Raw genomic sequence first — 24377 nt, 5'->3', positions numbered from 1 at the left:
AATACAGCAAATTAAAGCATGAAAGAATTAAATAAGTAAATAATTTTATTAGCTTTAAACTGTTAGTGGTAATTTTTAAATAAAATATATTAATATTTTTCATATTATATTTTTTCAAATATAATTGTTCAAAATAAAATCCAAAATGATTAAGATCAGTAATGAATATTGTGGATTAGCTTAATGATTATTTTAGTTTTTGCTGGGGCATGAAACAGTCATAAATGATTAGTATTTCTGTTGATAGCATATCAGGTATAAATTTGATACATAAATTAGAATAAAATAATTATCTATATAATAAACGTTATAAAACAGTTATAAATCTAAGAATAATAATAACTGTATGATTTATTTCGTGGACTTGCTGTAACTATGTATCTTTTTGAAATTCTTGATAAGATAAAAACATATCGAAAATGGTGCTGATACCCAGGGTTGAACTGGGGACCTCACCCTTACCAAGGGTGTGCTCTACCGACTGAGCTATATCAGCACATCATTGGAGCGGGCAGCGGGAATCGAACCCGCATCATTAGCTTGGAAGGCTAAGGTAATAACCATTATACAATGCCCGCATTGTATAAAGAGTCTTATTATTTTTACATTTATATCGATTAATAAAATTGTGCAATAGTGCAATGTTGAAATCAGGCTATGCTTATAGCCTGACCTGAGGTGTTTTAATTGTGGTGGGGGAAGGATTCGAACCTTCGAAGTATAAACGGCAGATTTACAGTCTGCTCCCTTTGACCGCTCGGGAACCCCACCCTTGATGGTGCCGGCTACCGGAATTGAACTGGTGACCTACTGATTACAAGTCAGTTGCTCTACCAACTGAGCTAAGCCGGCATCAAGTATCTTTTATTTTAATCAGTGAATGTGCTCTATGCAATAAAAATTTAATAAATTTTACAGGAAAGGTCAACCTGATTGTTTACTCGTAAACTGAGTCCGAGAATAGAAGACTGCTTATTGCTTGTTTATTAGATACTTTATGCAAAATTTCCTGACAGGACTTGATTAGTTTAAGTTTATCTATTATATATAACTTTCCAGGCCTAAATCTTATTAGACTTACTGCGTTTAAATGGCCTCTAAATAGATAAATATCATAAAATAAGAATAATATGTAATAAATTAGCAAAAATAATTTCATTCCTTTTTCATACTAACGTGTATTAGAAAGGAATTATTTTAGGAAGTAGGTATTAACAATTAAAATATATTAGTACGTTATTTCATGACGACAGAAAAGCTCCAGAAATTTTATTAAATATAAACAGAGAATCACAATTATCTATTAAATTCATTTAATATACTATGCACCTCTACATTAATAATATATAATGTTATTATGTTTACTTTAATTTATTAAAATTTGTTGGCTAATAATCTAAGATATGTAAATTTTTCCTAACTCTCTCATAAAATAAGCAGTGCGCCACTAGGGGGTGATATATCTAGGTGATCTTTATTAAGCTATAACGAACTTTAAGAAAATATTTTTAAATGTACGTCATTCTGAATGAAAGATCGAAAAAACTCAATGCTAGAAAAACATAAAAGATAATATCTTATTACCCTAAACAGGACATATACACAGTACAAAAGTATAATAAAAAATTATTAATGCACATTATAATATTTAGTATTATACATTATCAATGTAAAAAGATATTTTTTATTATTAATTCACGAACTCCCTGTCATGCCTTTCTATAAAGAATAGAAACATAAAGCCTTTCATAAGGTCAATCAAACCAAATAAACTATGTATGATATATATGGTATCTAATTCATTGCATATTCGTCATCTATTATCCTCATTAAACAAAAGCAAAATATAGAGATAAAATAAAAGAACTTAATTCTTATTCAGTAAATCCTGATGAAGTGACTGTATAGAAAATATACGGCCCTAAATATCGAAAATTAATTAAATATACAAAATGCAGTATAATTGTAAGAAGTTTGCAATTTCCATTAATAACTAATCTGTATATAATTTTTTTGATATCTATATATTATTAGTGCTACTTAGATATTCTAAGACCTTAGAAATAAGCTACATGATATATGATCATATCAAGACAATAATAAAATAAGTTTAGTGATGTATGGTTCCCCCTATTGTGCTATAACTAAATAACAATTAAATATGAACTTGACTTGCTTGTACTTGCTCAGATTAATTTCATTTATAGGGGGGAAATATGAAATATCTCTTGATTTTTTTAATTGTTTTAGCATTTTTTGTTCTTTCCGTTACATTAGGTGCACATAACGACCAACTAGTTTCCTTTAACTATTTAATAGCTAAAGGTGAATACTGTCTATCCACATTGCTTGCTACACTCTTTGCAAGTGGTTTTCTTTTATGTTGGATTATCTGTGGCTTATTTTATTTACGCGTTCATTTAAGATTGTCTCGTGCTGAGCGTAAAATTCGTCTTCTAGAGCAGAAACCGAAACCTATAGCTCCAGGAGAAGAGAAAAACTCCTTAAGGTCGAAAAAATAGATAATATGTTAGAACTGCTGTTCCTACTGCTTCCAGTTGCTGCTGTATATGGATGGTATATGGGACGCAGAAGCAATAAGCAGGATAGGCAGCGGGAAGCTAGTCGCCTATCGCGTGAATATGTCGCTGGGGTGAATTTCCTTCTTTCTAACCAAAAGGATAAGGTGGTAGACTTGTTCTTTGAAATGATTAAAGAGGACAGCAATACAGTCGAAGCACATCTTACATTGGGTAACTTATTTCGTTCGCGCGGAGAAGTTGACCGAGCTATTAGAATACATCAATCTTTGATGGAAAATTCATCCTTAAATTTTGATCAACGTCTCTTAGCCATTCAGCAACTAGGTCGCGATTATATGGCAGCTGGTTTATATGATCGTGCTGAGGAGATGTTTAATCAATTAGTTGATGAACAAGATTTCAAAGTGTCTGCGCTGCAGCAATTACTAATTATTTATCAAGCCACTAGTGACTGGCAAAAAGCAATAGATGTAGCCGAAAAACTAATAAATTTAGGGAAAAATCAGCAACGCAATGAAATTGCACATTTTTATTGCGAACTTTCGTTGCAGGCAATAGAAAGAGATGACCTAGATCAAGGTATGGCCTTGCTAAGAAAAGCAGCTTTAGCAGATAAAAACTGTGCGCGCGTATCTGTAATGCTAGCTAGAATTTATATTTTAAAAAATCAACTAGATAAGGCTGTAGAGTCGCTAGCTAAGGTATTAGAGCAAGATAAAGATTTAGTCAGCGAAGTATTACCGATGATGCATGATTGCTATAATAAAATAAATAAGCCAGATCAATGGATTTCGTTTTTGCGGCTTTGTGTTGAAGAAAACACCGGTGCAACAGCTGAACTTATGCTAGCTGAATTCATGGAAAAAAATGAAGGTATCGAAGCTGCTCAGGTATATGTCGCACGACAATTACAGCGACACCCAACCATGCGTACCTTTCATCGTTTAATGGATTACCATCTTACTGAAGCCGAGGACGGCAGAGCCAAAGAAAGTTTGCAACTACTGCGAGATATGGTAAGCGAGCAAATTCGTACCAAACCTAGTTATCGCTGCATGAAATGCGGTTTTACCGCGCATGCAATATACTGGCACTGTCCATCATGCCGTGTATGGTCAACTATAAAACCAATCCGTGGACTGGATGGACAATAATTGTAATAATATCCTTTTATATATAACAAGCATCTCTTTGTTATAAGCAAGATGCTGAGTTTTATGAGCAATATATTCAGAAAAGATTGATTTTACTTAATAAAAATATCTTTTACTATACTCTTGCCTAATTAGTCATAAGGAATACTTAAGATAGCTTAAATATACTTAGTTCATTATAAATGACAAAAAGGTTTTAAAATTAACCTATCTTCCTATAAAAATAATTTTTAGTAAGATCTATTGCTCTTATAAAAGCAGCATTACTGCTATATATAATGATGTCATCAAATATCTCTTGCATATAAAAGTACATAATTTTTGCATGTATTACACACTTATTTATAAACAGCAATTCAATTGATGTAGTATGTAGAGATATATTGTAATATTTTCAATGAACTGAACAAGAAAATTAAAATAAATTAAATAATTTGATGAAATAATTTGCTAATATTATCATCTCTAAAAATTTCACTGTTTTATAAAGGTAAAAAAATAAAAGCAAAAGTAGATTGCCTTTAACTCTCACTGCATGCCTTAAGCATTAATAATAATCATTGACAAATCAGGCAGATATATTTATATTTATTAATATGTAATTACATTGCTATTGAATAATAAATAGCAAGATCTCATCGCAATATTTTACGAAGAACCACTTAGATATCACTATATGAATACTATGCTAATAAGTATTTAATTCTGGAAAACTTTTGACTAAATCGTCGATTATTTTTATTTGACACAAGAAAGGTTCTAACTTATCCAGAGGTAATGCTGATGAACCATCACAATAAGCATTTATAGGCTCCGGATGAGCTTCAACAAAAAGCCCGGCCAATCCTACTGCAATTCCTGAACGAGCTAATTCAGTGACTTGTGCTCGGCGACCACAAGATATTAAGCTAAAAGGATCACGACACTGCAAAGAATGCGTAACATCAAAAATAACTGGACTACCTTTAGATACCTTTTTCATGATTTCGAAACCCAACATATCAACAACTAAGTTATCATAACCAAAGTTAGCACCTCGCTCACATAAAATAATTTTACTGTTGCCTAATTCTCTAAACTTATCGACTATGTGAACGATCTGATTTGGGCTCAAGAACTGTGGTTTTTTTACATTAATAACGGAGCCAGTTTTAGCAATTGCTTTAATTAAATCAGTCTGACGAGCCAAAAATGCTGGCAGTTGTATAACATCAACTACATCAGATACAGACTGCGCTTGTTCTGGAGTATGCACATCTGTAATAATATTCACGCCAAATTGCCGCTTAATATCCTGGAAAATACTCAGACCTTTTTCTAGACCTGGGCCACGATATGAATGAATAGAGGAACGGTTAGCTTTGTCAAAAGAAGCTTTAAAAACGTAAGGTATATTAAGTTTTTTAGTAACGGTCACGTACTTTTCACAGATGCGCATTGCTAAATCACGAGATTCCAAGACGTTCATGCCACCGAAAAGAACAAACGGCAAATCATTCGAAACTTTGATACTGCCAATACTGACAACTTTTTGTTTCATGTGTATACCTCAATCTTTGAATAAATTGTAGAATTACTTAAAAGTTAAAATAATAAAGAGTAATTAGCGTATTATAGTTCTGATGTTATAGATTCATAATCTTTCTCTATAATAAAGATATAATATAACTTAAGAACTAATAAAAGATTAAAATGCTAAATATCATTATTTTGATTAGTAAAATTAGAATTTTTAGACTTGGTATCTCTTTTATAGTATAACTTGTATAATTATAATTAGGCCGTAGGAATTTATGCAAAAATGGTTTAATTCTAATTAATTAATAGTATTAGATATTATATTTCTTATGGTTCATCACACGTAGAAACTGTTACTAGCATTAGCAGGCCAGTTTGTTAATTTAAAAATACACTAAAGTTTACTTAGAACCTCCATAAATAAAAAATTGTTATGCATTAGTATTATTAAATCACAAGAAATATAGATATAAGTGCAGACACAGAATGCTCTAAATCTACAGAATATTATGTAATTTTATATTATTGCAATACTATATTACTTAATGATCTCTAATGCATTGTACTTATTTTGAAGGTGGTAGTATAAATTAAGCATTGTTCATAATCAATATTATAGTCCTTTATCCTAATTATTATACCCTATCTGCTTAGAGTCTTTTTAAGACTCATTGATGATAAGCATAGAACATCCAGAGCCCATATAAGTTTAATTATTGAAATAACATAGGTTTGCGAACTGCTGTTAATAATAGACTAGAAGATCTGATATACAGCATTTCTATTATCATAGAAGTTCTTAAACATATCGATATGATTCTTTAGATTAAGACAAAGGATAATAAGGATAGAATAGAGTCATATTGCATACTCTAAAGATCTCTCAGCTAATTAAAATTATTTAGCAAAATAGATTTTTTCCTGAATTATTTGTTATCAGATCTATAATATGCATGATAGCCTTTTCCAGTTACTCTACTAGCAGACAAATGATAAAATAGCTCAGTAAAATCATTAAATATTTCATACAAGTTTTATTTATTAAATACAAACCTTAAGCCATATTATATAATAATTAATTTCTTGTTGACGGAACATATTCAAGATAGAATAAACTAGATAACAGAATCAACTTAAGATAAATAAAACTTAATTTTAATAGCAATAATTTTTATATTTCTAACTACTCGTAACAAGATAGTATTCAAAATACATCAATATAGCAGCAGTGCACTCTTGCATGAGCAGCCTTATAACTTCAATTGAGAAGCGTCTATTGATACAATAAACAATAACATTGTTTATTGTAATATATATAATAAACTAAAATAAGTTTAGGTTTGGAGTAATCATTAATATTAATAAATGCTATATATAAAAATAATTATGTATTATAACAACATGGTTAAAGATTCATCAATCTAGCAGACGTAATATTATTCCGCTTAATAATACATATATATCTTTGGTAAATTATAATTACTACCTATTTAAGAGATATCTGAGGGAGCCATTGGCTATATAGATACAATAAATATTACTATCATATGATGAGTCAAAATGATATAAATAATTAAATATAAGGATTATATAATCTATCTTAGATCTCTCCATACGTAGTAGATTAAGCTGCAGAATTCACTTTATAATCCTAATTATAAATAAAATAATAGACCTTCTATATGCTAGAGTTATTCTAAAAATTAATTCTACATGCTTAATTCAAATGATATCATTAGTAGATATCATTTTATATCTTGTTTTAACAAGATACTTTCTGCTTGCGTTAAAAACAAAGAGTTTTAATATATTGCATAACTTATTAAGCTCAGAAGTATTTCTACTATGTAAAATAGTAATAATTTCTTATATCATAATTATTAGAGTGTCAAAATATTGTCTAGAACTAATATATGGCGTTAATTTAGTAAATATATCTATTATGTTTTTTGATGAAACTTAAGATTATTGAATAATTCAGTACATTTTGATGAACAAATTTTATAAACTAGGTACTGAGCACTTCTGATACAGGTAAAGCTGTTAACCTTAAAAGATTAGCAAGAAGTCTTTTTATAAGCTTATTATTACGTAAATGTTCACATAATCTAATAACTCATTCGTAGCTCCTGAAAAGACTGATATTTCAGATAATGAACAAATATCAAGCACATAATTAATTGCATCTATGATGAAAACACTATCAAATTATTTAAGTAGATAACAAAATAAGAGAACCATCATCTGATATAATTAAGATACATATAGAGTATGTATGTATACTCCACTTAACATCTCACTACTTGCTACACATGTATTTTATCTGTAGTCGTCAATATACATCTCTAAAACCGGCAAAACTAAATACACATGCTAATATAATAAATTTTATTTAAAATTTTGTATTCAATGAATAAATCAATTTAAGATAAGGGGGCAACAAAACATAAAAATATAAGATATGGCAGATCTTGTATGTCGTAGGTAGAGAAATCCTGTGTTAAGATAACATGCATACATTCAATAAACTACTCAGACTGTTATTATAAGAACTGATAATAATATAGTCTTATACAATAATCTAGATAAACTATACAGAGGACAATGAAACATTATGAAAATACTAGAATAATCTGACAGCATGGATATTTAATAATTACAGTGATGCAATATTTTATTGTCTTCCAAAATGCTTGATTCAAGTATATTCTCTAGTATTGCAATAGTAGGTACCTGAAAAATGTACAAACTATTTATGAATTGGATATGATAGACATCATGCTCAATTCTAAAAAACCTTCTCTGTCCAAGCATTTTTTCTATAAATTATGCTATTAGCGTACCGTTTATCATGCAAGACGAAACAGAAGTTGATATTAAACATGCATGTTTAATTACGTAGACAGGTGCACGATTAAATTGATATAAGACTCCTGAGATTATCTTTCTCGAACTGCATCAGTCATGAACATCCTAGATATAAATATCATCTTACAAGATAACGACAGTTAAATAATAGAATCTTGAATCTATTATTATTATGCATTAATAATATCTTTACTGCATTGATTATAACTTGAAGATATTAACTGCAAAGACTAAGAAATTTAATTATAAGAAGATTATTTATTAACAAAATAAATGCTGCGAATAAATAATCTATAGTAGATTATTAATCTCATTTATTTTACCAATCAAGATTTGAATGAACAATAGCTTTGTATAATAAGTACTCTTATAGAGATATTAGTGTATCTATTCTAGATAATATAATATCTTATCTCTTGCTGAGATTTTTATTTAATAAAACTCTTAGTAGTAATTGACTACTAATCTAGTATATTTTTCGATTAAAATATTTTAAAATTAAAAATATTATTTATCCTACTGCATCATATTAGCAAATAGAAAAGATATAATTCTTTTACGAAAGATAGCAGATATTCAATAATTCTTGATTTATTATTTTATTATAAACTTTATTTCAAGATCATGCATTATTAATATCGTGCTATATTTTATTTAAAATAATAATTATTTTAAATAAAATATGAAATCCTATGACACATTAGGATCCTTGACTTAATAAGATAGATTTATCAGTTCTTTCCCAAGGGAAAGATGCACGACCAAAATGACCGTAAACTGCAGTTTTGCGATAGATAGGCTGAATCAGGTCTAACATTTGAATCAGACCATATGGACGTAGATCGAAGAATTCGCGAATCAAAAAAATTAGACGCCTAGCAGGTATTTTTTCTGTACCAAAAGTTTCTACCATGATTGATGTAGGTTCTGCAATACCTATGGCATAAGAAAACTGAATTTCACAACGATCTGCCAAACCTGCAGCAACTATGTTTTTCGCAACGTAACGTGCTGCATAAGCGGCTGAACGATCAATTTTAGAAGGATCTTTCCCAGAAAATGCTCCACCACCATGGCGAGCTGCTCCACCGTATGTATCAACTATTATTTTGCGACCAGTAAGCCCACAGTCGCCCATTGGACCACCTATAACGAAACGACCAGTAGGGTTTATAAAATATTTAGTCTTATCAGATAATAATTCTGCTGGTAATACTGGCTTAATAATCTCTTCCATTACCGCTTCTTTTAACTTTGATAAGCTAATATAAGCAGAATGTTGAGTTGAAAAAACTACTGCATCAATACCTAAAATTTTACCATTGTCATACAAGCAAGTAACTTGGCTTTTAGCATCTGGGCGTAACCACGGCAGAGTGCCATTCTTACGTACTGTAGCCTGACGTTCCATTAAACGATGGGCATATATTATTGGTGCGGGCATCAGGACTTCAGTTTCATTAGTTGCATAACCAAATACAATTCCTTGGTCACCAGCTCCCTGTTCCCATGGATCGATGCGATCAACCCCTTGATTAATGTCTAGAGACTGCTTACCGATAGCGCTTAGTACAGCACAAGAATTGGCGTCAAATCCCATATCAGAGCTGATATAACCAATTTCAGCAACTGTCTTACGCGTTAATTCCTCAATATCTACCCATGCATTAGTTGTGATTTCACCACCGACAAGTACCATGCCCGTTTTTACGTAAGTTTCACATGCTACACGCGCCTTAGGATCCTGTTCTAGAATTGCATCAAGTACAGTATCAGAAATTTGGTCAGCAATCTTATCAGGATGCCCTTCAGAAACTGATTCGGAAGTAAAAAGATACTTACCCATTATGTTATTACCTTCATATAATAAGGTTCTTATGAATATATAATGATTAATATATAAATGATTTTCTAAAGATTTATATATTAATCAAAATATGATGATCCTAATCATAGGAGAAATAATTATTTAAATAAAGCAGGTATTTGATTAAGAAAATATTCTTCTTAATCTTATTTAGATTGCTACAAATGCTTTTATTATTTTAATCAATTTTATTTATAACCTCTATCAGCATTAACTGATATCTACACCTACCTAATTAAGCACTATGAATATTTAGTAATAGCATCAAAACTTATAAAAAGATGGATAACCCTTAGCGAGAGATATGTAAAATAGTATTTAAAACGCGTAGAAAAGATTGATATTTATCAATATTCATGCAAAAGACGATATTAATATTTACAATGATAAGATCTATTAAGTTACGAAAAATATCTAATAGCTCAGCTATAATGAGGCAAAGATCTTTAATAAACTTAATTCTTTAGTCAAGTATTATGCTTATTATTGTAGTTTGTATCTCTTAAAAATATCATTCTATTTATTATTAATTAAACTTGATACATCAACATATTTCAGATCAGCAGAAAATATATTTGATGATACTAGTATCATGATATGATACATATACTTATAATAGTAAAGCTCCTATTTTAAGAGAACTCTTGAAAAGATATCTTTATCTGCACAACTCAGCATATCTTTGTTTCATTCGTCACATTAAAAATAATTAATGTTTAGATAGGTTGATTGTATTAATGAATATTCATAATATCCTGTATTATAAATTATACAAATTATATTCTGCATCTTGCATGTATAAGACTATATATATCTATAAATACATTTATATAATTCATTACTCCATAAAACATCTTTGGATATATGGTATTTATCAAATACTATTATATCTGAAATAATATCAAATAATAATATAATAATTCCTAGATCCTCTATAATATCTAAATTGATAACTATGACTGATAAATACCTCCTTTATTTAGGGATAATATTATCTTGTATAAATTTGATTAATTCTGCTCCTAGAGAATATTAATATCATATATATTACTTATATCCCAACTTAAAAGCGGATACATAAAATCTTTCCTTTTAATAACTTCAGTTTATCTGCTATATCAGATTTTATCTTTATGGTACCACTGAACATGCAAGCTAGTACATATCAGTTCATACTTTTCATGATATTCATGGAATATTATATAGATATATCTATGTTTTGAATGTATCAGACATTATAAAATAAGATTACAGGTATTACCTGTTGACAACAGTAAAACTGAGTTATTATGGAGTCTAGAGAGGTTGTATCTTTTATATTTAAACTATTTATATTTAAATTTAACTCCTAAGTAGCACTAGTTCACAAAATACTGATAAATAAAAATATAAATTTAAGGATATGCGATGATAACAAATCAAACTTCTAATAAGTTAGCATATACTTAATAAGTCAATGCATGTTATAATAGGCAAATACCTGGAAGATATTATCAGTACGACAGCTTTATAGTAACGAATAATATCAAGAGATCCTTATTAGATTTTAATGTATCTGATACTTATAAGATACTGCAGTAATGCATGTTAGCTAGTCCATTAAAGAAGTTCTTTGTTTCTTTTAAAAAGATATAAATTTTATCTAATTTCTTAATTTATTTTATGTAGTGATTCAAGAGCACATTAAAACACTAGCATTCTGAAACAGAACTTTTTTAATAATTGATAAAATAAGCTTTGTTATATCCATATATTTCTTTGCATTATAGATCAATAATATAGATTAAAGCTCAAAAATATAATAAGATATCAATATCAAGTGGTAAATCAAATTACAATGAAGTTTCTTGCTATTAATATTTATTTTTAACTACAGGCGACATATTAAGAATAAGATACGCTTCCATAAAAGGAAAGATCTTGTAATATACGCTTACTCTTCCATTATACTGTAAACTATTTTATATTTATGTAATAAATTTATTCTATATTAATTCCTTGGGCTGGTAATAGCTATCATTAAGCAGTACCGAGGAGATTGCATATGAATGCCGCTGCCTTGATGTAACTAATATCAATAACATAACCTAGAGCTAGCTCATGCTAAATAACACTAAATTTAAAACAGTTCTAAGAAACGCAAAAATTCTATTAGATCTATTTCTAATAAATAATAATAGATAAGTAATATTAAGTTGAAAACTTAATCAGACTAATTACCATTTAGGAACTTGATTAGAGTCAATTCAGAAAATGATAATTATCAAATGTAGTCACTGCATAAGACTGCAGCAAAAAATATCTATCTTTTAGATATAATATATAAAATAGCATAGTTAACATTTTATTAATATATTCCCATGCCATTCATCACTCTAAAGCACTGCCATTTAAGCGCTTGCGATAACTAACGTGAGATAACTTATTGCATTATCGACTAAAGTCAGATAATTATTATTTTTTAGATACCTGCTAAATTATATATGTTATTGAATCAATGCATCTATGTTAAATTTGACTATAAAGGCAAAAATATTTTTATTGTTTCTTTAAAATAAGAAAAATATCATCCATAGTTGATATGTGGGATATCTAAAAATATATTATATTTTGAGCATGATAAACTTCTTTATATAAAAAATAAAATAGCAATAAATAAAAATGTGAAGACTTACGTACATGCTAGCAATATTCATCCCTGCTGATTTATGATGTCCAATATACGTGCACCGGTGTTGTATTTTGTTGTAAAATAGCACGGATTGGCAGCTCACTCAGATCTGTTCCTTGGGTCGCACGCTGATAAATATCAAGCTTAGTATTTCCTGTAAAATATAGGTAAATATTGCGGCTATTAAGTAGCGCTGGCAGTGTTAAGGTAATACGATCGAACCTTGCAGTAATTGGTCTTATCCCAATGCAAATTCTCCCAGAATTCATCGAAAGAGCCGTATCTAAATTATCTACACCAGGAAATAAAGACGCAGTATGTCCATCATCACCCATACCTAGAACTACAATATCGAACGGACGCGCAATAGCATCTAGCGCATGTTCAGTATATAAGGATCCAGTAAAAGGATTCGCGCAATTATTTTTTAAACTAATAAATTCAGCATCTGACGCATAATCTTTTAGTAAGTATTCGCGCACTAGCTTTTCGTTGCTAGAATCATCAATTGGATCGACCCAACGCTCATCTGCTAAAGTTATTATAACTTTAGACCACTGAATGTTTATTTTAGCTAAAGATTTAAACAATTCCAATGGCGTACTGCCACCAGAAACTACTAAGCTAGCTTTTCCATGACGTGACACCATGTTGCTCAAGGCTACAGCAATTTTTTCAGAAAAATATTTGTTGATTTTATCTACGTTAGGAAATTCCTGAAAACTAATCATGTATATACTCCTAACTTGAAATACTCATTCAATATAAGCGTACTATTATAGTATACTCTAAAATTCTTAACTTATGTTATATTTTTATGATTTACTCTTTTGGGATCATTCTGTAAGAAGCTCGTGGCCCCCAAGTTCCCGCTTCGTATGGCTGGGGATATTCATTATCGGTAGACCAAGCTTCCTCAATAGAATCAACCCATTTCCATGCTTCTTCAACTTCGTCACGACGAACGAATAGTACTTGGATACCGCGCATTATTTCTAGCAATAAACGCTCATAAGCATCCGGTAAATTTGCTTGATGACAGATATCTAAAATCTTAAGATCTAATGTGGTTGTTTGCAACCGGTACTTGTTTTCTATACCTGGCATTTTATGCAGGATTTCAATTTGAATACCTGCATCAGAATGCAAACGGATCCTCAGTTTATTACGCGGCAGATTTTTACAAGACTCAGTGAACAAATTGATCAGTGGGTTCTTAAAAAAAAGAACTACTTCAGAATATTTGTATGACATACGCTTACCGGTACACAAATAAAAGGGAACACCGGTCCACCGACAATTATCAATATCTACTCGAATAGATACAAAGGTTTCGGTATGACTGTTTTTGTTAGCACCTTTTTCTTCTAGATAGCCCGGCACTTTCTTGCCTTGAATAATTCCCGAAGTGTACTGACCACGCACTGTAGTATCACGAACGTTAGAAGAATCGATACGACGCATAGCACGTAATACTTTTACTTTTTCGTCACGAATACGATCACTAGAGAGATCAGAGGGTGGTGACATAGCAATAATAGTAAGGATCTGTAGTAGATGATTTTGGACCATGTCACGCATCTGACCAACTGAATCAAAGTATCCCCAACGTCCTTCTATTCCCACCTCTTCAGCTACGGTGATCTGCACGTAATCAATAATGCTGTTGTCCCAGTTATTAGCAAATAAGGAATTAGCAAAACGCAATGCCATTAAATTTAGAACTGTTTCTTTACCAAGGTAGTGATCAATGCGGTACACTTGAGATTCATCGAAAAATTTAGCCAGCTCATTATTTATGAGTCGTGAAGATTGTAAATCTGTACCAAGAGGTTTTTCCATGACAATACGACTTGTTTTTTTATTTAATCCTGATGTATATAAACCTTTGAAAATCGCACCGAAAGTGGTTGGTGGCATTGCTAAATAATAAATATTAATATTTTTTTTCTGATCTATTATTTTAGCTAGATTTATGAAATTATGAGTATCATGCACATCAAGGTCACAAAAATACAGGCGTGTACTTAACCTAAGCCAAAGGATGTCATCAACTTTTTCTTCAAGAAAAGTATCCAGGGATTTACGAACAACAGTTTTATATATATCTTTATCCCATGCTGCTCTACCAACGCCAATAATACGAGTATCCAAATGGATGTGACCAGCTTTTTCTAATTTGTAGAGGGCAGGTAATAGTTTACGGCAGGATAGATCGCCCTTTGCGCCGAAAATGACTACGTCACAGGCATGCGCTGTTAACGTCAGTTCCATATTAATCTCCTTATTGCAGGATACTCGCAATATTATTGCTTCTCTTATATAATGAAATATTTATATCAATAAAATTGGCTTATTAAATCAATCTTATATCAGATATTCTCTAATCAAAATAGTATATCTGGAACCGAAGAACATATGGTATTTACCTATAATAAAGTAATTAAAATAACTGTCTCTTTTAATCTAATGAAATATTATATTTATTCTCAGCACTTATAATTTACTGGATTATAATAATTAATAAAATCATAGCTTACCAAGCAGAGAAAACGTTTTATTAATGCAATTAATAACTACTATCATATAGAGATATATACTAATATTAGTATGATAATACTAAAAATATTTAAAAGATTATTAATCGATGAGTATTTTGTTCATTTAATTAATAGATTTATATAATTTATCGAAATAGAATATTTTTAATAAAAATTAAAAACAAATAGATGATATCCATAAAATGATCTTGATAAGATAAAAGGGATAAACGCAATGGATCTCTGTTATTTCATCTCTTTGCATTATTGGCCAATTAATATCTATCTGCACGCAAAATAAATGAGACCAAAATAAAATAAATCAATCGAATCTGATATTTCTAGCTATCTGTCTGAATGCATGATGTCTTATTATAGCGGATAGACTGCTTAAATTTTATAGTACAAAAATAGAAGAAATAGTCTTTTAGATAAAATATTGAATCTCCTTTCGACAAAACTAAGGTATATGATTTCATGAATACAACCCATATTTATAGGAATAAATATAAAAACTATAATGTGCTAAATAATATTATAATTAAGAGAATATCTCAGTTTAATACAAGGAATATAAAGAAAAATTGAGGGTGCTTATTATAACGAGATAAACCCAATAATAAATTAAATTTGTATATAAATTAGTCAAAGCACACAGATAAAATAGATCATTCAACTATATACTTAATGGCACTATACAATTTTTATCTACTTGGCACTAACTTATTTTTCAATATCAATATATTTCTTAAAGGATTCTTGATATATAGAGTAATCGCAAATTCTAAGTCTTGAGATCCTCTACATAGGATTTTTATAGCATACATTAATATACAGAAACTATTAATTGTTTTCCACATGTATACATAAAACATCCCAATAATTCATGGGATGAGATCAATCCAATCAGGTTGTTGTCACCATGTACCATCTCTATATAATAAATTTTGTTACTTAACTGTTGCAGAGTATACTCTAAAATAGTATTGCTATTTCTCAAACAAGAGTATGCTATTTCTTTGTGTAACATTTAAAGGAACCGAAAAGAATGTTGTAGCAATATGTATTAAAATATTTCAATATTAACCTTGCGTATAAGAACATACAGCAGGTTATTTATAAACACTATGAAAATATTAATTACAGAGTCACAGCAAGATGTTTGGTAAAGCTTGATGATATAAATATAGAAATATGATCATATCTTATAATTAATATTCTTTACAGTTATTAGCTTATATCTTTTATTATAAGAGCCTTCGGTGATTATCAGATCTCTAAAAAATTCTTATCTCTCAGATCATAATATTATTCATTCTACATCCTACCTCGCAATATTTTTGAAAGGTTTTTGAATAAGTGTTAGAAATAGAATGCAGGTGCAAATTTTCTATAAGATTAAAGTATACAACCCACCTATATCAAGTTAAACAGAAAATAGTATTTATATTCCCTAATATTAGATAGGAATTGCCAATTCCTATGCATGTAAATAGAAGATAACCTATTTATATTTCTTATAATTTATGCCTGATCTTTAAATGTATATTCCAAAAAATATTAGCAATGATTATACATGATATAATCAAGTTTTGATATACGATAGATTATTATAAGAATGAAGGACTAAAAATTTTTGTAGGAATGAATCGAAAATGCATAACAATATTAAACAATACGATTTACCCCGAATAATCTTTGGGGTTTTATTTATATCGCTCATGATATTTTCCTGTTTATGGGTGGTCAGGCCGTTTATTTTTGAATTTACATGGGCTAGCATGATAGTCATTGCGACTTGGCCTATACTGATAAAGCTACAAAATATATTTTGCGGTAAGCGCTGGATAGCAGTCTGCATTATGACGATCTTACTGCTTCTGTTTTTAATTCTCCCCATTGCTTTAATTATTTGTAGCTTAATCGATAATAGTCATCCTATTTTAGTATGGGCATCCTCAGCTAAACACTGGTCGATGCCCGATCTACTTTTTCTTGAAAAAATTCCTGCCATTGGTCATAGAATATATAAGAGTTGGCATTCTATTTTAACGAGTGGAAGTAGTATCATTATATCTAAGATTCAGCCATACATTGGCCAAACAATTACCTGGTTTGTGGCACAAGTGGCTCACGTTGGATCTTTTTTACTGCATTGCTCGCTAATGCTATTATTTAGCGCCTTGTTATACAGTAGAGGAGAAGAAGTAGCATTAGGTGTCCGTAAATTTGCAATACGTTTAGCTGCTCAAAGTGGAGCAGATGCTGTCACTCTAGCAACGAAAGCTATTCGTGCAGTTGCACTAGGCGTTGTCGTGACAGCCCTAGTACAGTCAATTCTAGGCGGTATTGGACTCACTATCAGCGGTATCGACTACGCAATGCTACTGACAGTATTCATGTTTATTTGCTGTCTTGCACAACTTGGTCCGTTATTAGTACTAATTCCTGCTATCTTATGGCTTTACTGGATTGGAGAGAGCACCCGAGGCTCTCTCCTTATAGTATGGAGTTGTATAGTTGGTACATTGGACAATTTTGTACGGCCAGCATTGATGATCCGAATGGGTGCAACTTTACCGACGATCCTTATCCTATCAGGAGTGATAGGTGGTTTACTGGCGTTCGGTATGATAGGACTTTTTATAGGCCCTGTTGTACTTGCAGTTTCTTATCTTTTAATATCTTCATGGATGTATGAAATTCCCAAGCTAGACTTAGAGGAAAAGCCAGTTGTTCAAAAACTAAATAATAAGTAATATCATACATCTTTTTATGAAGTGAGGACCATCATAATTATATGAACATGTAACATATCTTGCATGTGATGGTCAGACTAATATGTATAACTTTAATGTAAGATATAATTTTTTATAAAATAAAAATCCTATTCATCATTTATTGATGAATATAGATCATTCTCTTAAAATATATTTTTATTTTACAAATAAAAATCATAAAATAAATAGCCATAAATATCTGATGCAATCATCAGGAGTATATATAAAAACACTAATACAAAGCTAGTCTACCATAGGTTAAATACCATCATATCCTGTATTTGTCTAATCAACCATAGTGATAAAATTTTAACAAAAATATCAAGAGCATCAAATCTAGAGAGTTAACCTCTCTATAGAAATGATAATAAGTGAACAAAATTACTCTATGGTCTGGACTATATAAACTGCAATATTTATTCTAACTCCATATTTTGTATATTGCAATGCATTATATATGTTTATGAGATCTATTTCTAAGCTATGCTGCTAATACAAAATATTATAATTAAAAATATTCCTTAGAATAACAAGAGAAATTAATGCAACAATCTAACAAAATAACAAAAATAAATTTAAGTATCTGTCTTATTTGATCTAGATCCTATACTCTGCGTGTTATAAACAGTAAAAATGCAAATACAATGATATGAGCAATTAATATAATTATTTTTTGTTATATATAACTTTAGATACAGATAGGATCAGACAAATTACCATTATAATTAAAAAAATTATTTATTGTAGAGATCATAAAAGATGCTTTAGTATTAACAATGGATCATTAATATGATGATCATTAACAACTTCAAAAGACACCATTACTGACAAGATAGACTTTTACAGACATATTATCGATCACTAAATAATAACTATGAGAATCAGCATTATTTCAATATATTTCTCTACATTTGAATAACTATTAAATATAGAATACTTTCTTTACCAACAGTTCTTGGAGTAACAAATGAATAAAGATATTACTTTGCCATTACATTGCACTGAAGCTGCAGCTAATAAATTAAAGGTACTCATTCCAGACAAAGAAAGATCTAATATTAAGCTGCGAGTCTACATTAACGGTGGTGGATGTAGTGGATTCAAGTACTGTTTTACGTTAGACGATAAAGTTCATGAGGAAGATATAGTTATTGAGCAATATGGTGTTATGATGATTATTGATCCGATTAGTGTACAATATCTATTTGATGGATCTGTTGACTATATTGAAACACTAGAAGGATCACAATTTATTGTTACAAACCCTAATGCCAAGACTACATGCAGCTGTGGATTATCCTTTAGCGTCTAACATTTAAGAGTATTTTTATTAGATCAAAGTTTTTATGAGAACGAACTTCAGCAATATCTATATACTTAAGTATATAGCTTAAATTATAGAAATTTTATGGGTTATTATTATATAAAGTACGATTATTTTTCTAGAAAATTATTCTCTGTTTTATAAGAAAAAGCATAATATTCATTGGCATACATGGATCATCAAATAAATTGGAAAATAATAAATTTTTTAGAATCTTATTACGGATTTAACTATCTAAATACTATTAAGCAAGTAAGTGCTCGTTATTGATAATAATATATCTAAAAATTTATTAAATAGATCAATATATTAGGTTGACTAATAATATTATAAACAAATATTTTTTAGAATTTAGTTTCTATCATTAAATTTCACGTAACTATTAATCTATTGACAATAGGAGAACATCTAGGCAAATACATCTGCTGACAATATTATTCGTGATTATTTAGACGTTAGTCTATCGATAGAAAATGAGCATTATCCATCTTAATAGTACTTTTAAGCAATATTCAAAAATGATAATGGATCTATTAAATGAATAAATTTATTATTTTTACCCTTCTCTGAGCACTCCATAAAAGTCTGCCGATATAAATTTAAAATTTATTGCAATATCTATGCTGCACCGTCATGATATCATCTAGAATTTTATTGAAGAAGTAATCAATGATATACTTAAACATTAAAACCCATTAAAGAAGATACTCAGTTAATAAATTATGTATAATACCAATCTTAAAAGGTTTATAGTATTAGGGATATTTAAAAGAAACATTATGTTATACTAAGTAAATGTAGTATATTGCATAAAGTATTTATAACGACTAAGATTGTAAAAATGAACTTATTTACACTTATGTAAATTATAAATCAAACTATAAAAAATTTATAGAACATAGAGATAAACTAGATGCCTATGATCAAATAAATCCTCTTCTGTTGCGATCTAATATTTACAATATCGTTTGACATCGATATTATGCCTTAATAAGAGGCATATGAGTATTCTTTTAATTAAACTAGATCGTAATACTTTTCAGAATTACTGCAAGCCTATCATTGAGCTTTTATTAGACATAATATGAGCAAAGATTATTCTATAAAATATAAAAAAATCCCCTCGAGTTTTCTCTGAAACAGAAATTCCGGATTGGGATCTTCTTAGTTCGTGCCTTATTCTACATAATACTAATCTTCACAAAGTTATATGATAAATATCAGAAAAATTTTAATTCATAAAATTCTGAAGTTCTGAATAAATAGCAGTTATAACAACAAAGAATATAATATCATCAAATTTTCTGACATGATTTTATTTTAAAAGATTAAGATGAGTAATATAACACTAGATCTACAAGTCGCCTGCAAAAATAATGATGGGTTACCTAATAAAGATTATTTTCATCACTGGCTAGAAGCTAGCCTCAGGCAGTGTCAGAAAAAAATAGAAGTCACTGTGCGCTTGGTTGACTGCCATGAAAGCCATGCACTGAATATGACCTACCGCGGCGAGAATAAACCAACGAACGTGTTATCATTTTCATTTAAAGGTCCTGAAGACGTTAACCTTGATCTATTAGGAGATATCATCATCTGTCGTCAAATAGTTGAAAGAGAAGCAAAAGAGCAAAACATTACACCCATATCACATTGGGCACACATGGTAGTCCATGGCGCTCTACATCTACTAGGATATGACCACATACTAAATAAAGAAGCAGAAGAGATGGAATCTTTAGAAGCTGAAATAATGCAGGCATTGGGATATCCTAATCCTTACGCATATTAAAATAGTCACGTTAACATATTTGTTTTAACTGCCCGCAAAAACTAGATGACCATTATCAATGAAGCACGAATTATAGGTAAATACAAACTAATAATATGAGCGACGATCATTCGCAAAACAACGATACCCCTAGTCCCAGAAAAGGTTTTTTTTCTCTTATTCTCAATCTACTTTTTCATAGCGAACCTAAAAATCGTAGAGATTTAGTTGAACTGATCCGTGATTCTGAACAGAATTCACTGATCGATCCTGATACTCGTGATATGCTAGAAGGCGTTATGGATATTGCCGAGCAGCGTGTTCGAGATATTATGATCCCACGCAGCCAAATGATCACGCTGAAAAGTCATCAAAAGCTAGAAAAATGTTTAGATGTCATAGTAGAATCTGCTCACTCTCGTTTTCCAGTGATTAGCGAAGATAAAGATCACATTGAAGGGATTTTGATGGCAAAAGATCTTCTTCAGTTTATGCAAAGTTCTGCGGAACCATTTAGCATAAATAAAGTATTGCGCGCTGCTGTAGTTGTTCCAGAAAGTAAACGTGTTGACAGAATGCTCAAAGAATTTCGATCACAACGTTATCATATGGCTATTGTTATAGATGAGTTTGGTGGAGTTTCAGGCTTAGTAACTATTGAAGATATTCTCGAGTTAATAGTAGGTGAAATAGACGATGAATATGATGAAGTAGAAGATCGCGATATACGCCAGATAAGTCGTAAAATATATACAGTACGCGCTCTTATTCAGATTAAAGATTTTAACGCGTCCTTTGGAACTCATTTCAGATATGATGAAGTAGATACCCTAGGTGGTTTGATAATGCAGGCATTTGGACACTTGCCAGCACGTGGTGAAAGCATTGTAATAGAAAACTATCAATTTAAAGCAGCTATAGTTGATAGCCGTCGTATTATACAGGTTCATATAAAAATCCCCGATGAATCTCCTGATCCTATCTTAAATTTAGAAGATTCATAGAACAAATGTTATTATTATTTCAATATAATTGGGTGATTAGTTGCCTAGCTTTAATATTAGGTGCAGTTGGCACTCTTTCTTTTTCTCCATATGATTTTTGGCCGGCAGCAATTGTTTCGGTATTTGGGTTACTTGCAATCACGCTAAATCGAGATACCAAAAATACTATGATATTAGGATTTTTATGGGGTATGGGGTTCTTTGGTACTGGAATTCAATGGGTTTATCTTAGTATAGAGAAATTTGGCGGTATGCCAACTACTATTAATATATTACTAGTAATAATCCTTGTATCATATCTTTCAATTTATCCTATGTTATTTAGTGGGTTACTGAATTATTTTTGGCCCCATTCTAACGTTTGGCGTTTAGTAGTTGCAGCTCCGGCGGTGTGGCATCTTACTGAATACTTCCGAAGTTACATTTTTACAGGATTTCCTTGGCTGCAATTTGGTTACAGCCAAATAGATGGTCCTCTTAAAGGTCTAGCACCAATCTTAGGTGTAGAGACAGTCACCTATCTCTTGATCACAATCAGCGGCTTATTGCTTCTTTCAGCATCAAACCGCAAAGTAATACCAGCCATTACAGCTATCTCTTTATTGCTATTCTCTTTACCGCTACGCAAAATTCAATGGTATCAGAATCAGGATTATAAATCTGTTAATGTTAGAATGGTACAGGGAAATATTGATCAATCAATTAAGTGGGATCCGAAATTCTTGATGACTACGCTACAGTCTTATCTTGAGAAATCATTTTCTTGTCTAAATCAGAATACTATAATTATCTGGCCTGAGTCCAGTATCTCAGATACTGAGAGGAATCAGAATAATTTTCTTGTAATACTTGATAGATTATTTCGCTCACATCATAGCAGTCTGATTACAGGAATTATTCATGATCGCGAATCTGCATTTGGAACAAAATATTACAACACTGTGATTGTTCTAGGAGATCAAGAAGATTATTTATATGAAAATAAAAATCGCTACAATAAACACCATCTAGTACCATTTGGTGAGTTCTTGCCATGCAAACATCTACTACGATATCTTGCTCCATTGTTCAACTTACCTATGTCGTCCTTGAGTCGCGGTGATTATATTCAACCACAACTTAGTGTACAAGGCTATAAAATAACGGCTGCTATTTGCTATGAAATAGTGTTTGGAGAACAGGTTCGTGCTAATTTCTTATCTAACACTGATTTACTCCTAACGGTATCTAATGATGCTTGGTTTGGTCATTCCATAGGTCCGTGGCAACATTTCCAGATGGCGCGCATGCGCGCCTTAGAACTAGGTCGACCGTTATTAAATAGCACTAATAACGGTATTACAGCAGCTGTAGATGCTTCAGGAAACATTATTTCTAAAATACCTCAATTTGAACGTCAAATTTTAGATGTTACTATGGTTCCAACCACTTGCTTAACACCTTATTCTCGATTTGGTTATGTTCCATTATGGCTATTGACCTTTATGATGTCTATCATAGCACTATTTGTAGGGCGAAAAAATATTAATTTTTTCTTTAAATAAATATATTATTTTACATAATTCATATTGAATAAAATCATATTTCTATAATACTTAGGATTTTAAGAGTTATATAATACTGAAGATGAGAAAAAAACTATGATTTAATCTATATGCTATACATATTATATCTTAAATCATGTGAGGACTTTAATTTCATATTAATCATCAGAATAATTATCATTTAATATCCTATCTTATCTGGAGACTTATCCTCAATTTTAAGATTAATACTTTTGCATTAAGAAATTGCATTATATCAATAGTATTATCTTCTCCGATTATCATACCTTTTTCGGCATACGTTAATATGATATCGTAGATGTTCTGCATTAAGAGTAAGATTACGAGCTTATAGCATGCATATAACTAGCGTTATTCAAAATATATGAGATAATTGAGTAGCAAGTTTGCTTTCTTATTTATGTAAGAGCATAGAATCAATACACATCTGGAAATCTTATGAGATAGTAACCTACTGTTGATTTTACAATTAGTTGTCTTTGTCTTTCAAAAGATTCAGGGCTTAAATATCAGGAATTATAGCAAAAGCAATAAATAAGAATATTACATATGATAGAGCGCGCCTTTAGACGCCAAATACAAATTTGCTCATATTTATTCATATTGTCATTAAATTATCAAGTGATGCGATAAATTTGTTACTGCACAAAATTTCGTGCGTAAAAGATAAAATAAAATAATAGTCATGGATGCATGGCTTCCTTTTTATAGTAGATTACTATTCAATATGCTTCCTCCTGAGTTAGAGAATAATAATTATTATATTTTAGTA

Annotated in this window: 11 protein-coding genes and 4 tRNA genes; 7 read left to right on the top strand and 8 right to left on the bottom strand. The window is 30.3% G+C overall.

What is annotated here, in order from left to right:
* Positions 1-420: 420 nt before the first annotated feature.
* The 4 genes from KTT71_RS00460 to KTT71_RS00445 form a co-directional block, all read right to left on the bottom strand.
* Positions 421-496, bottom strand: a tRNA-Thr gene (locus tag KTT71_RS00460).
* A 7-nt stretch (positions 497-503) separates the two neighbouring features.
* Positions 504-578, bottom strand: a tRNA-Gly gene (locus KTT71_RS00455).
* Between the two features lie 112 nt (positions 579-690).
* Positions 691-771: transfer RNA gene (locus tag KTT71_RS00450), tRNA-Tyr, on the bottom strand.
* Between the two features lie 5 nt (positions 772-776).
* Positions 777-852 (bottom strand) — tRNA-Thr (locus KTT71_RS00445).
* Positions 853-2216: 1364 nt separating this feature from the next.
* Between KTT71_RS00445 and KTT71_RS00440 the strand changes: the two genes are divergently transcribed.
* Complete coding sequence (locus tag KTT71_RS00440; protein WP_216782531.1) at positions 2217-2522, top strand: LapA family protein; 306 nt, start codon at positions 2217-2219, stop codon at positions 2520-2522.
* Between the two features lie 5 nt (positions 2523-2527).
* A complete protein-coding gene (gene lapB, locus KTT71_RS00435; RefSeq protein WP_216782530.1) occupies positions 2528-3697 on the top strand; it encodes a lipopolysaccharide assembly protein LapB in 1170 nt (389 codons plus the stop codon).
* A gap of 688 nt (positions 3698-4385) precedes the next feature.
* Here lapB and kdsA read toward each other — a convergent pair.
* The 4 genes from kdsA to zwf all read right to left on the bottom strand — a co-directional run bounded on the left by kdsA (position 4386) and on the right by zwf (position 14895).
* Positions 4386-5237: a 3-deoxy-8-phosphooctulonate synthase gene (gene kdsA, locus KTT71_RS00430; RefSeq protein WP_216782529.1), complete on the bottom strand. Its 852-nt coding sequence runs from the start codon at positions 5235-5237 to the stop codon at positions 4386-4388.
* A 3546-nt stretch (positions 5238-8783) separates the two neighbouring features.
* The gene (gene metK, locus KTT71_RS00425; RefSeq protein WP_216782528.1) at positions 8784-9929 is read right to left on the bottom strand and encodes a methionine adenosyltransferase; all 1146 of its coding nucleotides are present in this window, start codon (positions 9927-9929) and stop codon (positions 8784-8786) included.
* A 2727-nt stretch (positions 9930-12656) separates the two neighbouring features.
* The gene (gene pgl, locus KTT71_RS00420; RefSeq protein WP_216782527.1) at positions 12657-13352 is read right to left on the bottom strand and encodes a 6-phosphogluconolactonase; all 696 of its coding nucleotides are present in this window, start codon (positions 13350-13352) and stop codon (positions 12657-12659) included.
* Between the two features lie 91 nt (positions 13353-13443).
* A complete protein-coding gene (zwf, locus tag KTT71_RS00415) occupies positions 13444-14895 on the bottom strand; it encodes a glucose-6-phosphate dehydrogenase (RefSeq protein WP_216782526.1) in 1452 nt (483 codons plus the stop codon).
* A 1921-nt stretch (positions 14896-16816) separates the two neighbouring features.
* Here zwf and ydiK point away from each other — a divergent pair.
* From ydiK to lnt, 5 genes are all read left to right on the top strand, one after another.
* On the top strand, positions 16817-17920 hold the full coding sequence (gene ydiK, locus KTT71_RS00410; protein WP_216782525.1) for an AI-2E family transporter YdiK: 1104 nt from the start codon (positions 16817-16819) through the stop codon (positions 17918-17920).
* A 988-nt stretch (positions 17921-18908) separates the two neighbouring features.
* Positions 18909-19253: an iron-sulfur cluster insertion protein ErpA gene (gene erpA, locus KTT71_RS00405; protein ID WP_216782524.1), complete on the top strand. Its 345-nt coding sequence runs from the start codon at positions 18909-18911 to the stop codon at positions 19251-19253.
* Between the two features lie 1345 nt (positions 19254-20598).
* Positions 20599-21057, top strand: a complete 459-nt coding sequence (gene ybeY, locus KTT71_RS00400; protein ID WP_216782523.1) for an rRNA maturation RNase YbeY — start codon at positions 20599-20601, stop codon at positions 21055-21057.
* Between the two features lie 95 nt (positions 21058-21152).
* Positions 21153-22040 (top strand): CNNM family magnesium/cobalt transport protein CorC, encoded by an 888-nt coding sequence (corC, locus tag KTT71_RS00395; RefSeq protein WP_216782522.1) that lies wholly within the window; start codon positions 21153-21155, stop codon positions 22038-22040.
* A gap of 5 nt (positions 22041-22045) precedes the next feature.
* Positions 22046-23584, top strand: a complete 1539-nt coding sequence (lnt, locus tag KTT71_RS00390; protein ID WP_216782521.1) for an apolipoprotein N-acyltransferase — start codon at positions 22046-22048, stop codon at positions 23582-23584.
* Positions 23585-24377 lie beyond the last annotated feature (793 nt).

It is taken from the genome of Candidatus Profftia tarda (assembly GCF_904848675.1).
Classification (GTDB): domain Bacteria; phylum Pseudomonadota; class Gammaproteobacteria; order Enterobacterales; family Enterobacteriaceae; genus Profftia; species Profftia tarda.
Note: the sequence above shows the minus strand (reverse complement) of the source record. Positions and strands in the feature narration are given on the sequence as shown.

Bases quoted from the DNA above. Each gene is read 5' to 3' on its own strand.
- metK (WP_216782528.1), bottom strand. From the start codon at position 9,929: ATGGGTAAGTATCTTTTTACTTCCGAATCAGTTTCTGAAGGGCATCCT.
- ydiK (WP_216782525.1), top strand. From the start codon at position 16,817: ATGCATAACAATATTAAACAATACGATTTACCCCGAATAATCTTTGGG.
- KTT71_RS00440 (WP_216782531.1), top strand. From the start codon at position 2,217: ATGAAATATCTCTTGATTTTTTTAATTGTTTTAGCATTTTTTGTTCTT.
- zwf (WP_216782526.1), bottom strand. From the start codon at position 14,895: ATGGAACTGACGTTAACAGCGCATGCCTGTGACGTAGTCATTTTCGGC.
- pgl (WP_216782527.1), bottom strand. From the start codon at position 13,352: ATGATTAGTTTTCAGGAATTTCCTAACGTAGATAAAATCAACAAATAT.
- ybeY (WP_216782523.1), top strand. From the start codon at position 20,599: ATGAGTAATATAACACTAGATCTACAAGTCGCCTGCAAAAATAATGAT.
- lapB (WP_216782530.1), top strand. From the start codon at position 2,528: ATGTTAGAACTGCTGTTCCTACTGCTTCCAGTTGCTGCTGTATATGGA.
- corC (WP_216782522.1), top strand. From the start codon at position 21,153: ATGAGCGACGATCATTCGCAAAACAACGATACCCCTAGTCCCAGAAAA.
- kdsA (WP_216782529.1), bottom strand. From the start codon at position 5,237: ATGAAACAAAAAGTTGTCAGTATTGGCAGTATCAAAGTTTCGAATGAT.
- lnt (WP_216782521.1), top strand. From the start codon at position 22,046: ATGTTATTATTATTTCAATATAATTGGGTGATTAGTTGCCTAGCTTTA.
- erpA (WP_216782524.1), top strand. From the start codon at position 18,909: ATGAATAAAGATATTACTTTGCCATTACATTGCACTGAAGCTGCAGCT.